Origin of the sequence: Abyssisolibacter fermentans (genome assembly GCF_001559865.1) — a bacterium.
In the GTDB taxonomy this organism is placed as follows: Bacteria; Bacillota; Clostridia; order Tissierellales; family MCWD3; genus Abyssisolibacter; species Abyssisolibacter fermentans.
Genome location: NZ_LOHE01000072.1, coordinates 1 through 15,896 on the forward strand (window position 1 = coordinate 1; position 15,896 = coordinate 15,896).

The window sequence follows — 15,896 nt, forward strand, 5'->3', positions numbered from 1 at the left end:
AAGAACAGAAATCGAAAGAGGCCAAGTATTAGCAAAACCAGGATCAATCACACCACATACAAAATTCATGGCAGAGATATATGTATTAACAAAAGAAGAAGGTGGAAGACATACACCATTCTTTAATGGATACAGACCACAATTATATTTCAGAACAACAGACGTAACAGGAGCAATAGATTTAGCTGAAGGCGTAGAAATGTGTATGCCTGGAGACAATGCAACATTAAAAGTTGAATTAATCACACCAGTAGCAATGGAAAAAGGATTAAAGTTCGCTATCCGTGAAGGTGGAAGAACAGTTGGTGCTGGAGTTGTTAGTGAGATTATAGAATAATTTGAATTCTAAAGGCTAGACTTTGGTCTAGTCTTTTAATAACTAGTAAAAATTTCAAGTAAACTAATTTAGTAAAAAATTGATAAAACATAATAGTTAATAAATTATAAAATAAAATAACATAATAAGTTACAAAAGTATTTAAAAGATAAATCATGGCTATAATAGTATTGTTAATGTGTTTTGCAAAAAAATACCTAAGTATTTTAAATGTTTAATAATATGATTTAGAGTATTTACTTTTATACGAGATAATCTGAATTTGTAGTCAACAATATTTATTCTTGACATAATTTTTGATTTGTGATAATTTATATAAAGTAGTGTAGTTATTTATGGATATCTATGTCTAAAAATAGAGATATACATGTACTCACCTATGTTTTTCGTCTAGGAGGTGTTTTTAATGAGAGATAAAATAATTTTGGCATGTACTGTATGTAAGCAAAGGAATTATAATACTACAAAAAATAAAAGACAGCATCCAGATAGAGTAGAATTTAAAAAATATTGCAAATTCTGCAAGACCCATACAGTTCATAAGGAAACTAAGTAGTTCTATTATAAAAGAGTGAGGATGTGAGTAGTATGGTAGCTCAAGCAAAAAGTGGTAAAACAAGGAACTTTTTCAAGGGCATCAAAGCTGAGTTAAAGAAAATCAGTTGGCCTACTAAAAAAGAATTATTGAATCACACTGCAGTGGTTTTAATTGCATGTGCCATAATGAGTGCTATTTTCTTCATATTCGATAAAGGTTTTGAAGAAATGATCAAATTCATTATTAAGTAAATAACCTAAAAAGGGAGGTAAGGGCTTTTTAATATGCCCCTGAGTAATATGACTGATATGTCACAGAAGGCTAAATGGTATGTAGCTCATACTTATTCTGGCCATGAAAATAAGGTTAAGGCAAATATCGAAAAACTAGTTGAAAATAGAGGAATGCAAGATGTAATATTTGAAGTAAAAGTACCTACAGAAGAGCATGTAGAAATAAAAAACGGTAAGAAAAAAGTTAAAGAGAGAAAAAAATTCCCAGGGTATGTTATGGTCAAAATGATTATGACTGATGAATCATGGTACCTTGTGAGAAATACACGAGGAGTTACAGGTTTTGTAGGTCCTGGTTCAAAGCCAGTCCCTTTAACAGGTGATGAAGTGAAAAAAATGGGAGTACAAGAGATTTTGCCTTCTATAGACATTAATTCAGGAGATACTGTGAAAGTGGTATCTGGACCTTTTGAGAATTTTATGGGTACTGTAAAAAATATCAACAATGAAAGACGAAAGTTAAAAGTGTTTATATCCATGTTTGGAAGAGAAACGCTTGTTGAACTAGATTTTGAACAAGTAGAAAGTCTATAAAAGCTTTCTGTTGTAGCATTTTTAAGGAGGTGTAAAGTATGGCAAAGAAAGTAACAGCTGTTGTTAAATTACAAATTCCAGCTGGCAAAGCAACACCAGCACCACCAGTAGGTACTGCTTTAGGACCACATGGTGTTAATATTATGGGTTTTTGTAAAGAATTTAATGCTAAAACTGCTGACCAACCAGGTATGATTATTCCAGTTGTGTTAACAGTATATCAAGATAGATCCTTTACATTTATAACAAAAACTCCTCCAGTAGCAGTTTTAATTAAAAAAGCTATTGGTATAGAATCAGGTTCAGGTGAACCAAACAAGAAAAAAGTTGCTACAATTTCAAAAGATAAAGTAAAAGAAATTGCAGAAATTAAAATGCCTGATTTAAATGCAAATGATATAGAAGCTGCTATGAGCATGGTAGCAGGAACTGCAAGAAGTATGGGAGTCGTAGTAGAAGACTAGTTTTAAATAAGTGGGAGGCTAAGCCGATAATACCACAAAGGAGGTAGAAAAATGCCAAAAAGAGGTAAGAATTATAAAGATAGTTTAAAATTATATGATAAGCAAGAATTATATGATGTTAAAGAAGCAATTGAATTAGTTCAAAAAACAAGTAAAGCAAAATTTGATGAAACTATTGAAGTATCAGCAAGACTTGGTGTAGATTCAAGACATGCCGATCAACAAGTAAGAGGAACAGTTGTTTTACCACATGGTACTGGTAAAACTAAAAAGGTATTAGTTATTGCAAAAGCAGATAAGCAAAAAGAAGCTCAGGAAGCTGGAGCAGATTATGTTGGAGCAGAAGAATATATTGCTAAAATTCAAAAGGAAAATTGGTTTGATTTTGATGTAATAATTGCTACACCAGACATGATGGGTATGGTTGGTAGACTAGGAAGAATATTAGGACCAAAAGGTTTAATGCCAAATCCAAAATCTGGAACAGTTACATTTGATGTAGCTAAAGCAGTTAATGAGATTAAAGCAGGTAAAGTTGAATATAGAGTTGATAAAACTAACATAATACATGTTTCAGTAGGAAAAAAATCTTTCGGAACTGAAAAACTTATTGAAAACTTTAATACACTTATGGAAGCTGTTATCAAGGCTAAGCCTTCTGCAGCTAAAGGAAAATATTTAAAGAGTGTTGTTGTTTCAAGTACAATGGGTCCTGGAATAAAGATAAATGCAGATAAAATAATGGAATAATAAAACTTAAGCTTGACAATAAACATTGAATGATGTTAATATATATAGTGGTTGAAAATAGAATAATACTAACCGTAGACAGTAGGTACCTGAGGGTTTAAATTCCCTACCGAGGTTGTGAATAAATGATATATGAATTCACAAAGGGTCTTTTGTCTATGAGCAAAGGATCCTTTTATAGATTAGAGCAAAATCAACATTAAAATCAATTTAAGGAGATTTAGTTCTAAAGACGTTGTAAAAGGAATTTACTGGTATGGATATGGTATATTTGATTTCAGAAACAGTCAAACTTAAAAAGTTTTATGTAGTTAAATGCATTAACCTAATATCTAAATACTAGAGGGTTAATTCCCTGTAGCGAGGAGGTGGAACCTAAATGAGCGAGGCAATTAGAGAGCAAAAGAAACAAGTAGTAATGGAAATCCAAAACAAGATAGAAAAAGCTCAAGCTATCGTACTTGTAGACTACAGAGGTTTAAATGTTGAAGAAGTAACTGAATTAAGAAAGAAATTCACTGAAGCTGACGTTGAATATAGAGTATATAAAAATTCTATGATGAGATTTGCTTTTAAAAACTCAGGTTTAGAAGAATTTAATCAATATTTAACTGGACCTAATGCTATAGCTTTTAGTGATAGTGATCCAGTTGCTCCAGCTAAAATAACTGATGAGTTTGCAAAGAAACATGAAAACTTAGAGATAAAAGCAGGAGTTGTAGACGGAGAGATTATAGACTTAAATAAAGTTAAAGAATTAGCAGCATTACCACCAAGAGAGGTATTAATAGCTCAAGTACTTGGAGGATTAAATGCTCCTATATCTGGATTTGCTAATGTACTACAAGGAACAATAAGAAATCTTGTATATGCATTAGATCAAGTTAAAGAGCAAAAAGAAGCGTAGTTTAAAATTATAATAATAGAAAATGTGGAGGGATTTACAAATGGCTAGTGAAAAAGTTATGAATTTAATTGAAGAGGTAAAAAATCTTACTGTTTTAGAATTATCAGAGTTAGTTAAAGCTTTAGAAGAAGAATTTGGAGTAAGCGCTCAAGCACCTGTTGCTATGGCAGCTATGCCTATGGCTGGGGGAGCAGCACCAGCTGCAGAAGAAAAAACTGAATTCGACGTTATTTTATCAAATACTGGAAATTCAAAAATTAAAGTTATTAAAGTAGTTAGAGAATTAACTGGTTTAGGATTAAAAGAAGCTAAAGCTTTAGTTGATGGAGCTCCTGGAACAATCAAAGAAGCAATTGCTAAAGAAGCTGCTGAAGAAATGAAAGCTAAATTAGAAGAAGTTGGAGCTACAGTAGAAGTTAAATAATTACTATAGTTAGAATGTAGTCAGTTATTTCAAGGATGTATTTTGAGATAGCTTATTCAGGGGTGTTTCATAATGAATGAAATTCAAGGTATTGAAATTCATAAGGACAAGAACGTGCTTATTGTACGTGATTAGTCTCAAAGTATTTCAAATCACAGAAATTCGTCATTTTGAGACACCTTTTTGAATGTTTTATAGAAAAACGATTAGATAATTTTTCATAATTTTTTCATACACATTTAAAAAATTTTTTTGTAAACATTAGCTTGACAACTGTATTGTGGTATGATACTATTATAAAATGCCAAATAGTGAATAATTGGCATAGATTTTGAATAATAATTCCTGAAATGGGCATAATGTAATATATTTGTTTGTTAATGTAAGTGTAATTAGTAGAATAAATTTTAGGATTTAGCTAAATGAGAGGTGAATATTGATGGTGCGTCCAGTTTCACTTGGTAAAAGAGTTAGAATGACATATTCCAATATTGAAGAAGTATTGGAAATACCTGATTTAATCGAGGTACAAAAAGATTCATATGATTGGTTTCTTAAAGAGGGACTTAAAGAAGTATTTGAGGACATATCTCCAATAGAAGATTATACAGGGAATTTAATATTAGAGTTTGTTGATTATTTTATTTCTGGAGATCCAAAATATGATCTTAGCGAATGTAAAGAAAGAGATGCGAACTATGCAGCACCTTTAAAAGTTAAGGTGAGGTTGATTAACAAGGAAACAGGAGAAGTTAAAGAACAAGAAGTTTTTATGGGAGAATTCCCATTAATGACACCAAAAGGAACATTTATAATAAATGGAGCAGAAAGAGTTATAGTTAGCCAACTTGTTAGATCACCTGGTGTTTATTATGTTCAAGGTATTGATAAGTCAGGCAAAAAACTCATATCTTCTACAGTAATACCTAATAGAGGGGCATGGCTTGAGTATGAAAGTGATTCAAATGATATTGTATATGTAAGAGTAGATAGAACAAGAAAACTGCCTGGAACAGTCTTATTAAGAGCATTAGGTTATGGTACCAATACTGAGATTTTACAATTACTTGGAGAAAATGAGTATATACTTAATACATTAGAAAAAGATAATACAAGAAATGAAGATGAAGGACTCCTAGAAATATACAAGAGACTTAGACCAGGAGAGCCTCCTACTGTAGATAGTGCAAAGTCTTTAATAAATACTTTATTTTTTGACCCTAAAAGATATGATTTAGCAAAGGTAGGAAGATATAAATTCAACAAAAAGCTTGCTTTACATAATAGAATAATAGGTCAAAAATCAGCAGATAATATTGTAGATTCCAATACTGGAGAGATAATAGTTCAAAAGGACGAAGAGATAACAAAAGAAATCGCTTATCAAATAGAAGCAGCAGGTATAAATTCGGTAGATGTAATTAATGAAGAAAGTAAGTTGGTTAGAATTGTTGGAAATCATTTTGTTGATACGAAAGTATTCAATTTGCCAATTTCTTTAAAAGAATTAGGACTTAAGGAAAGAGTATATTATCCAGTAATGAAAGAAATATTGGATGAGTGTGGAGATAATTACGAAGAAATAAAGACTCAAATTAAAACGAGAATAAAAGAATTGTCACCAAAACATATTACGATATCCGATATTATAGCTTCTATAAGCTGTGAGTTTAACTTATTTTTTAATATTGGAAAAGTTGATGATATTGATCATTTAGGAAATAGAAGAGTTCGTTCAGTAGGAGAACTTCTACAAAACCAATTTAGAATTGGTTTATCAAGAATGGAAAGAGTAGTTAGAGAAAGAATGACTATTCAAGATATAGATATAGCAACACCTCAAGCTTTAATAAATATTAGACCTGTAGCAGCTGCCATAAAAGAATTTTTTGGGAGTAGCCAGTTATCTCAATTTATGGATCAAACCAATCCGTTAGCAGAGTTAACACATAAGAGAAGAATGTCTGCATTAGGTCCAGGAGGATTAAGTAGAGATAGAGCAGGGTTTGAAGTTAGAGATGTGCATCATTCACATTACGGAAGGATGTGCCCGATAGAAACACCAGAGGGACCAAATATAGGTTTGATTAATTCATTAGCTACTTATGCAAGGATAAATGAGTATGGTTTTATTGAAGCTCCATTTAGAATAGCTGATAAAGAAAAGGAAATAGTAACAGAAGAGATTGAATATTTAACAGCAGATGTTGAAGATTACTTTGTAGTAGCGCAGGCTAATGAACCATTAGATGAGGAAGGCAGATTTATAAATAAAAAAGTTGTAGCTAGAGCACAAAATGGAGTTACTGAGTTTGTTCCAAGAAAAGAAGTTGATTATATGGATGTATCTCCAAAACAGTTAGTATCTGTTGCTACAGCTATGATACCATTCTTAGAAAATGACGATGCCAATAGAGCATTAATGGGTGCAAACATGCAAAGACAGGCTGTACCTTTATTAAAAACAGAAGCACCTATAATTGGAACCGGTATGGAATATAAAGCAGCTAAAGACTCTGGAGTTGTAGTTATTTCCAGATCAGATGGTATAGTGCACAAGGTATCTTCAGAGGAGATAATTGTAAAAAGAGACGAAGATGGAAAGCTAGAAAAATATAAAACTCTGAAATTTAAGAGATCAAACCAAGGAACATGTATCAATCAAAGGCCTATAGTGAAAAAGAACGAAAGAGTTCATAAAGGGCAAGTAATGGCTGATGGTCCATCGACAGAGCAAGGAGAAATAGCATTAGGTAAAAACTTGTTAATTGGTTTTATGACTTGGGAAGGTTATAATTACGAGGATGCTATACTATTAAATGAGAATTTAGTAAAGAATGATGTATTAACATCACTTCATATTGAAGAATATGAATCAGACGCAAGAGATACTAAGCTTGGTCCAGAAGAAATAACTAGAGATATACCAAATGTAGGTGAAGAAGCTCTAAAAGATTTAGATGAAAGAGGTATTATCAGAATAGGAGCTGAAGTTAAAACAGGAGATATCCTTGTTGGTAAAGTTACACCTAAAGGAGAAACTGAGCTTACAGCAGAAGAAAGACTTTTAAGAGCTATATTTGGAGAAAAAGCTAGAGAAGTTAGAGATACTTCTTTGAAGGTTCCTCATGGTGAAGAAGGTATAGTATTAGATGTAAAAGTATTTACTAGAGAAAATGGCGATGAGTTACCAGCTGGAGTTAATGAGTTGGTTAGAGTATATATTGTTACTAAAAGAAAGATTAATGTTGGAGATAAAATGTGTGGTAGACATGGTAACAAAGGTGTTATATCTAGGATACTACCGGAAGAAGATATGCCTTACTTACCAGATGGTACGCCTCTACAAGTCGTTTTAAATCCATTAGGAGTTCCATCTCGTATGAATCTTGGTCAGGTATTAGAGGTTCATCTAGGAATGGCTGCTAAAGCCTTAGGTTGGCATGTAGCTACTCCAGTATTTGATGGTGCCAATGAGAAAAATATAGAGGAAGCATTAGAAAAAGCTAATTTACCAATAACAGGAAAAATACTTCTTAGAGATGGTAGAAGTGGTGAAACATTTGATAATCCAGTAACCGTTGGTTATATGTATATGCTAAAATTGCATCATCTTGTAGATGATAAGATACATGCAAGGTCTACGGGACCTTACTCATTAGTTACGCAACAACCATTAGGTGGAAAAGCGCAATTTGGAGGCCAGAGATTTGGAGAAATGGAAGTTTGGGCTCTTGAAGCATATGGTGCTGCTCATACACTTCAAGAAATCCTGACCGTAAAATCTGATGATGTTGTAGGAAGAGTTAAAACTTATGAGTCTATAGTTAAGGGTGAAAACATACCAGAACCAGGTATACCAGAATCATTTAAAGTTCTAATTAAAGAACTTCAAAGCTTAGCTTTAGACATAAAAGTGCTTAATAGTTACGATGACGAAATTGAAATAAAAGAAGTAGAAGATGATGGAGCAAGTAACTTAACTATGAACTATTTAGATGAAAATAACGAAACACTATCATCTGAAGAAGAAGAAACATTTGAAACAGACACAGAACTAGAGCCTAATGATGTTGTATTGGATGAAGAATTAGAAGATAATTTCATAGATTTCGAAGAGTTAGATGATTATGAGAGTGATTACAAAGACTGATAAATAGTAATTCAGTTACTTTTGTTAGTGATGTAGAAAAATAATCAAAAGGAAGGGAGAGAGCGCTCCTTGTTTGAACTTAATAATTTTGATTCAATAAAAATTGGTTTAGCTTCACCAGAGAAAATCAGACAATGGTCTAGAGGAGAAGTAAAAAAACCAGAAACAATTAATTATAGAACATTAAAACCAGAAAAAGAAGGATTATTTTGCGAGAAAATTTTTGGTCCTACAAAAGACTGGGAATGTCATTGTGGTAAGTATAAGAGAATCCGATATAAAGGAGTAGTTTGCGATAGATGTGGTGTTGAAGTTACTAAAGCAAAAGTAAGAAGAGAAAGAATGGGTCATATAGAACTAGCCGCTCCTGTATCACATATATGGTATTTTAAAGGAATACCAAGCAGGATGGGTTTACTTCTTGATATGTCTCCGAGGTCACTAGAAAAGATACTTTATTTTGCTTCTTATGTTGTAATAGATCAAGGTGAAACATCATTATCAAAAAAACAACTTCTTAGTGAAAAAGAATATAGAGAGGCATTGGATAAATACGGTAAAAAATTCAAGGCTGGTATGGGCGCTGAATCAGTAAAAGAGTTGCTAGGTGATATAGATTTAGAAAAAGAATCTAAGGAGTTAAAAATACAACTTAAAGAGAGTTCAGGTCAAAAACGGATTAGAATTATTAGAAGGCTAGAAGTAGTAGAAGCATTTAGAAGATCAGGTAATAACCCACAGTGGATGATACTTGATGTAGTACCTGTAATACCACCAGATTTACGTCCTATGGTTCAATTAGATGGAGGTAGATTTGCTACATCAGATTTAAATGATTTGTATAGAAGAGTTATAAATAGAAATAATAGACTTAAAAGGCTATTAGATCTTGGAGCACCAGATATCATTGTAAGGAACGAGAAGAGAATGCTTCAAGAAGCTGTTGATGCATTAATAGATAATGGTAGAAGAGGAAGACCAGTAACAGGTCCAGGGAATAGACCTCTAAAATCTTTATCTGATATGTTAAAAGGAAAACAAGGAAGATTTAGACAAAACTTACTTGGTAAAAGGGTTGATTACTCTGGACGTTCAGTTATCGTAGTTGGACCAGAACTTAAGTTTTATCAGTGTGGACTTCCAAAGAAAATGGCATTAGAATTATTTAAGCCATTTGTAATGAGAAAATTAGTAGAAGAAGGGCATGCTCATAATATAAAAAGTGCTAAGAGAATGACAGAAAAGGTAAAAACCGTAGTTTGGGATGTTTTAGAGTCTGTTATTAAAGAGCATACAGTATTGTTAAACCGTGCTCCTACTTTGCATAGATTAGGAATTCAAGCATTTGAACCAATATTGGTTGAAGGAAAAGCGATAAAACTTCATCCTCTTGTATGTACAGCATACAATGCAGATTTTGATGGTGACCAAATGGCAGTACATGTTCCGTTATCTGTGGAAGCACAAGCTGAATCAAGGTTTTTGATGCTTTCTATAAATAACATATTAGCTCCGCAGGCAGGAAAGCCGATAACGACTCCTACTCAAGATATGGTACTCGGAAGTTATTACTTGACAATAGAAGTTCCGGGTGAACCAGGTGAAGGTATGATATTCAAAGACTTTGACGAAATGCTATTAGCTTATGATACTAAGAAAGTTGGACTTCATGCTAAAGTTAAAGTTAGAGTTCGCTTAGATGAAAATGATAAAGGCGAGCTTGTTGAAAGTACAGTAGGTAGATTTATATTCAATGAAAATATACCACAAGATTTAGGTTATGTTGATAGAACAAAAGATAAATACTCATTAGAGATTGACACATTAGTAGATAAAAAAATGCTTGGTAAAATTATAGATGCATGTTTTAGAAAACATAGTAATACTATTACTGCTGTTACTCTTGATCATATAAAAGAAATGGGATTTCATTTTTCAACAATAGGAGCTGTAACAGTTAGTATTGGCGATATAATTATACCAGATGATAAAGAGGTATTAGTTTCAAAGGCAGAAGAAAGCGTTGATAAATACGAAAAAGCTTTTAGGAGAGGTTTGATTTCTAACGAGGAAAGATATGAAAGAGTAATAGATATATGGACTAAAACAACTGAACAAGTTACAGAAGCTTTAATGAATAATCTAGACAGATTAAATAATATATTTATTATGGCTCATTCTGGAGCTAGAGGTAGTAGAAACCAGATAAGACAGCTAGCAGGTATGAGGGGACTTATGGCCAATGCAACTGGTAAGACAGTTGAAATTCCTGTTAAATCTAATTTTAGAGAAGGTTTATCAGTGCTTGAGTTCTTCATATCAACACACGGTGCTAGAAAAGGGCTTGCAGATACTGCATTAAGAACAGCTGACTCAGGATATCTTACAAGAAGATTAGTAGATGTCAGCCAAGATGTGATTGTTAGAGAACATGATTGTGGAACAACACAAGGTATAGTAGTTAAGGCATTTAGAGATGGTAAAGAAGTTATAGAAGAATTATATGAAAGAATAGCTGGCAGAGTATCTGTTGAAGATATTATTCATCCTGAAACTGGAGAAATAATAGTCAAAGAAGGTGAATATATATCAGAAATCAAGGCAAAAGCCATAGAAGAATCTGGAATTGAAGAAGTTAAAATAAGATCAGTATTAACATGTAATGCTAAGCATGGTGTTTGTGCAAAATGTTATGGTAAGAATCTTGCGACAGGTGGCGATGTAAATATAGGTGAAGCGGTTGGTATAATTGCTGCTCAATCTATAGGTGAACCAGGTACACAGCTTACAATGCGTACTTTCCATACAGGTGGAGTTGCAGGGGGAGATATTACTCAGGGTCTTCCAAGGGTTGAAGAGCTTTTTGAAGCTAGGAAACCAAAAGGATTAGCTGTCATAACTGAAATAGCAGGTGTTATAGATATTAAAACAGATAGAAAGAAAAAAGAAGTTATTGTGACAACAACAGACGGAGAGTCTAAATCATATACTATTCCATATGGAGCTAGATTAAAGGTTAGAGATGGAGATGTAGTGGAAGCTGGAGACGAGATAACTGAAGGTTCAGTAAACCCACATGACATATTGAAAATAAAAGGAGTTTCAGGAGTACATCAGTATATTGTAAAAGAAGTGCAGAGAGTTTACAAGATGCAGGGTGTTGACATTAATGATAAACATATAGAAGTTATAGTTAAACAAATGCTTAATAAAGTAAAAATAGAAGATTCAGGAGAAACAGATTTATTACCAGGTAGTTTGGTAAATATATTTGAATTTGAAGATGAAAATAGAAAAATTGAAGAAGTAGGTGGAAGTCCTGCGGTTGGTAGAAGAGTTTTATTAGGTATAACAAAATCTTCTTTAGCTACAGATTCGTTCCTTTCTGCTGCATCGTTCCAAGAAACTACAAGAGTATTAACAGAAGCAGCGATAAAAGGAAAAGAGGATAAATTAATTGGATTAAAAGAAAATGTAATAATAGGAAAACTCATACCAGCTGGAACAGGAATGAATAGATACAAAAATGTTGCAATAAATGCAGTTGATAATGAAGCTTAAATAATATATTGACAGTTAGAACAAGTGATGTTAAAATATATAAGTGTGTAAATCAAGGTAGTGTACTTCTTTGATATTCGGGAAGATTATATAGCGATATCGCTGTATAATCTTCTAGGTATGCATAAGGGAGGATACTAACATGTTATCTTTGTTAAGAGAAAAGAAAAAAGTTGTTGGTACAAAACAGGCTGAAAGAGCAGTAGTAAATGATCAAGTTAAAATAATATATATAGCAAAAGATGCAGATCAATATATAATAAACAAACTAGTAAAATTATGCAAAACAAAAGATATAGATATAGCATATGTAGATACTATGAAAGAACTTGGGAAAGCCTGTGGAATCGATGTTAGTGCAGCATCTGTTGCATTATTAAAATAAATTTAAGCTAAAAGGAGGTGCCTAGATGCCAACTATCAACCAACTAGTAAGAAAGAGTAGAAAGAGCCTTAAAGGAAAATCAACTTCTCGTCACTTAAATGAAGGATATAACTCACTAAGAAAGAAAATGGTTAAGTCATATTCTCCACAAAAGAGAGGTGTATGTACTTCAGTTAAGACAGTTACTCCTAAAAAGCCTAACTCAGCTTTAAGAAAAATTGCAAGGGTTAGACTTACTAATGGACATGAAGTTACAGCTTACATTCCAGGTATAGGTCATAACTTACAAGAACATAGTGTTGTTCTTATAAGAGGTGGAAGAGTTAAAGATTTACCAGGAGTTAGATATCACATTGTTAGAGGTACTCTTGATACATCTGGAGTTGAGAAAAGAATGCAAGCTAGGTCAAAATATGGTACAAAGAGACCTAAGAAAAAGTAATATCAAATAGTGCAAAGATGTAACACTTCTTAACTCCTTAAGAATTAAGGAGTTAGTATGTGTTTTAATATACATTAAGTGCACTTCGATGGTATTTTAAATTGGGTTGATTTTTATGTACTATCGAGTACCTATGAATTAATCATGTTTATTAAGGAGGGAAGAACAGTGCCAAGAAAAGGACATATTCCAAAAAGAGTAGTTATGGACGATCCAATTTACAAGGATAAGGTTATAACTAAGTTAATTAATTCTATCATGTTAGATGGTAAAAAAGGAGTAGCACAGAAAATAGTTTATGGTGCATTTGACATCATAAAAGAAAAAACTGGAGAAGATCCATGTGAAGTTTTTGGTAAAGCAATGGAAAACATAATGCCAGTTTTAGAAGTTAAAGCAAGACGTGTTGGAGGTGCTACTTATCAAGTACCAATTGAAGTTAGAGCTGAAAGAAGACAGACTCTTGGATTGAGATGGTTAACAACTTACTCAAGAAAAAGAGGAGAAAAGACAATGAGAGAAAGACTAGCTCGTGAAATTATGGATGCAGCTAATAATGTAGGAGCCAGTGTTAAGAAAAGAGAAGATACTCACAAAATGGCTGAAGCTAATAAAGCTTTTGCACATTACAGATGGTAATCGATATTCTACTATAAATAGCAAAATATAGAATATACATTTTTATAAAGGTTATAATAAATATTGTTATAACCAGTAGCAGGAAGGAGGAGTACTGTGCCAAGAAAATTTTCTTTAAATAATACTAGAAATATTGGCATTATGGCTCACATAGATGCAGGTAAAACTACAGCGACTGAAAGAATACTATACTACACTGGTAGGATTTATAAAATAGGTGAAACACATGAAGGTGCTTCACAAATGGACTGGATGGAGCAAGAGCAGGAGAGAGGAATAACAATAACATCTGCTGCTACAACTACTCAATGGAAAGGCCATAGAGTTAATATTATTGATACACCAGGGCATGTGGATTTTACTGTTGAAGTTGAGAGATCTCTTCGCGTATTAGATGGAGCAGTTACAATATTTGACGCTAAGAGTGGGGTTGAACCTCAATCAGAAACTGTTTGGCGACAAGCAGATAAATATAATGTTCCAAGAATCTGTTTTGTTAATAAAATGGATAAAATGGGTGCTAATTTCTTATATTCATTGCAAACAATGAAAGATAGATTAAAAGCTAATGCTATAGCTATGCAATTACCAATTGGAGCAGAAGATGATTTTAGAGGAATAATCGACTTAGTAACTATGAAAGCCGTAATGTATAATGACGAATTAGGAAAAGATATAGAAACAATTGAAATTCCTGAAGAATATATTGATACAGCTAAGGAATACAGAGAAATACTATTAGAAGCTGCAGCAGAACATGATGAAGAACTTATGATGAAATACTTAGAAGGTGAAGAAATCACTCAAGAGGAAATAATCAAAGCTGTTAGAAAAGGAACTATCGCAGTTGAAATGATTCCTGTATATTGTGGTTCAGCATACAAAAACAAAGGAGTACAGTTGCTTTTAGATGCTATAGTAGCGTTTTTACCATCACCATTAGATGTTCCAGCCATAACTGGATTGCATCCTGACACAGATGAAGAAATTAAAAGACATTCATCTGATGAAGAGCCATTTTCAGCATTAGCATTTAAGATAATGGCTGATCCATATGTTGGGAAACTTTCGTTTTTCAGAGTATATTCTGGACAATTGACAAAAGGATCATATGTTTACAATTCAACTAAAGGTAAAAAAGAAAGAATTGGACGTATATTGCAGATGCATGCAAATACAAGAGAAGACATAGAAAAAGTATATGCTGGTGATATCGCAGCAGCGGTTGGTTTAAAAATAACAACTACTGGAGATACTTTATGTGATGAAAATAATCCAATAGTACTAGAATCTATGGAATTCCCTGAGCCTGTTATTGAAGTTGCTATTGAACCTAAAAGTAAAGCTGGACAGGAAAAAATGGGTATAGCTCTTGCAAAACTTGCAGAAGAAGATCCTACTTTTAAAACATATACAAATGAAGAAACAGGTCAGACAATAATAGGAGGAATGGGAGAATTACACCTAGATATTATTGTTGATAGACTGTTAAGAGAATTTAAAGTAGAAGCTAATGTCGGTAATCCACAAGTTTCTTATAGAGAAACAATTACTACTAAAGCTGATGTTGATAGCAAATATGCTAAACAGTCAGGTGGTAAAGGACAATATGGACATTGTAAGATTATTATGGAGCCGCTTGAGCCTGGATCAGGATATGAATTTATTGATCAAATTAAAGGTGGATCTATACCAAAAGAATATATACCTCATGTAGATGCTGGTATTAGGGAAGCTGCTCAAAACGGTATTCTTGCAGGATATCCTGTTTCAGACTTTAGAGTTACATTATATGATGGATCATATCATGAAGTTGACTCTAGTGAGATGGCATTTAAAATAGCTGGATCTATGGCATTTAAGGAAGCTATGGCGAAAGCAAAACCTGTATTATTAGAACCATATATGAAGGTTGAGGTATTAGTACCTGAAGAGTATATGGGAGATGTTATGGGAGATGTTAGCTCTAGGAGAGGTAGAATAGAAAGTTTTAGTGATAGAAATGGAATTAAGGTTGTAAATGCCATGGTTCCACTATCTGAGATGTTTGGATACGCTACAGACTTACGTTCTAAAACTCAAGGTAGAGGAAACTATTCTATGGAAACAGATCATTTTGAAGCTGTACCTAAGAGTATAGCTGAAAAAATAATGGATAAATAATTTGTTTATAATCTATAGGAAATTATAAACTAAAATTAGTTTAGTTATGATTTCCATAGATTAGAACAAAATCTATATAGATTTTGTTCTAATTATTCATACTATAATGAAAAGTGATAATGAGGAGGAATAAAAATGGCAAAGGCAAAATTTGAAAGAAATAAGCCACATGTTAACATTGGAACAATAGGTCACGTAGACCATGGTAAAACAACATTAACAGCAGCTATAACAAAAGTTTTAAATGAAAGACTTGGAACTGGAGAATCAGTAGCATTTGATAATATAGATAAAGCTCCAGAAGAA

The 15,896-nt window shown here is 32.8% G+C and carries 15 protein-coding genes and 1 other annotated feature; all 15 genes read left to right on the forward strand.

What is annotated here, in order from left to right; genetic code table 11:
* Positions 1–337: EF-Tu C-terminal domain-related protein (locus tag AYC61_RS13670; protein ID WP_476691454.1), on the forward strand; the 337-nt coding region annotated here is incomplete at its 5' end.
* Positions 338–743: 406 nt separating this feature from the next.
* Positions 744–893, forward strand: coding sequence for a 50S ribosomal protein L33 (rpmG, locus tag AYC61_RS13675; RefSeq protein ID WP_066503494.1), 150 nt, complete (start codon positions 744–746; stop codon positions 891–893).
* Between the two features lie 32 nt (positions 894–925).
* Positions 926–1,126, forward strand: a complete 201-nt coding sequence (secE, locus tag AYC61_RS13680) for a preprotein translocase subunit SecE (protein ID WP_066503495.1) — start codon at positions 926–928, stop codon at positions 1,124–1,126.
* A 57-nt stretch (positions 1,127–1,183) separates the two neighbouring features.
* Positions 1,184–1,702, forward strand: coding sequence for a transcription termination/antitermination protein NusG (gene nusG, locus AYC61_RS13685; RefSeq protein WP_202906844.1), 519 nt, complete (start codon positions 1,184–1,186; stop codon positions 1,700–1,702).
* Between the two features lie 38 nt (positions 1,703–1,740).
* The gene (gene rplK / locus AYC61_RS13690; protein ID WP_066503505.1) at positions 1,741–2,166 is read left to right on the forward strand and encodes a 50S ribosomal protein L11; all 426 of its coding nucleotides are present in this window, start codon (positions 1,741–1,743) and stop codon (positions 2,164–2,166) included.
* A 51-nt stretch (positions 2,167–2,217) separates the two neighbouring features.
* A complete protein-coding gene (gene rplA, locus AYC61_RS13695) occupies positions 2,218–2,916 on the forward strand; it encodes a 50S ribosomal protein L1 (protein ID WP_066503506.1) in 699 nt (232 codons plus the stop codon).
* A 54-nt stretch (positions 2,917–2,970) separates the two neighbouring features.
* Positions 2,971–3,103: a sequence feature (ribosomal protein L10 leader region), on the forward strand.
* Positions 3,104–3,295: 192 nt separating this feature from the next.
* Entirely contained in the window at positions 3,296–3,823 is a 528-nt protein-coding gene (gene rplJ / locus AYC61_RS13700; RefSeq protein WP_066503507.1) for a 50S ribosomal protein L10, read from the forward strand.
* Between the two features lie 40 nt (positions 3,824–3,863).
* Positions 3,864–4,247: a 50S ribosomal protein L7/L12 gene (rplL, locus tag AYC61_RS13705; RefSeq protein ID WP_066503508.1), complete on the forward strand. Its 384-nt coding sequence runs from the start codon at positions 3,864–3,866 to the stop codon at positions 4,245–4,247.
* Positions 4,248–4,686: 439 nt separating this feature from the next.
* Positions 4,687–8,400: a DNA-directed RNA polymerase subunit beta gene (gene rpoB / locus AYC61_RS13710; protein WP_066503509.1), complete on the forward strand. Its 3,714-nt coding sequence runs from the start codon at positions 4,687–4,689 to the stop codon at positions 8,398–8,400.
* Positions 8,401–8,469: 69 nt separating this feature from the next.
* Positions 8,470–11,961 carry a DNA-directed RNA polymerase subunit beta' gene (rpoC, locus tag AYC61_RS13715; protein ID WP_066503510.1) on the forward strand — a complete coding sequence of 1,164 codons (3,492 nt, stop codon included), beginning with the start codon at positions 8,470–8,472 and terminating at the stop codon, positions 11,959–11,961.
* Positions 11,962–12,103: 142 nt separating this feature from the next.
* Positions 12,104–12,346 (forward strand): ribosomal L7Ae/L30e/S12e/Gadd45 family protein, encoded by a 243-nt coding sequence (locus AYC61_RS13720; RefSeq protein ID WP_066503514.1) that lies wholly within the window; start codon positions 12,104–12,106, stop codon positions 12,344–12,346.
* A gap of 25 nt (positions 12,347–12,371) precedes the next feature.
* Complete coding sequence (gene rpsL / locus AYC61_RS13725; protein ID WP_066503519.1) at positions 12,372–12,788, forward strand: 30S ribosomal protein S12; 417 nt, start codon at positions 12,372–12,374, stop codon at positions 12,786–12,788.
* 168 nt (positions 12,789–12,956) lie between these two features.
* The gene (gene rpsG, locus AYC61_RS13730; RefSeq protein ID WP_066503522.1) at positions 12,957–13,427 is read left to right on the forward strand and encodes a 30S ribosomal protein S7; all 471 of its coding nucleotides are present in this window, start codon (positions 12,957–12,959) and stop codon (positions 13,425–13,427) included.
* 96 nt (positions 13,428–13,523) lie between these two features.
* The gene (gene fusA, locus AYC61_RS13735) at positions 13,524–15,590 is read left to right on the forward strand and encodes an elongation factor G (protein WP_066503524.1); all 2,067 of its coding nucleotides are present in this window, start codon (positions 13,524–13,526) and stop codon (positions 15,588–15,590) included.
* Between the two features lie 135 nt (positions 15,591–15,725).
* A partial coding sequence (locus AYC61_RS20750) for a GTP-binding protein (RefSeq protein WP_242866728.1) occupies positions 15,726–15,896 on the forward strand: 171 nt, incomplete at its 3' end.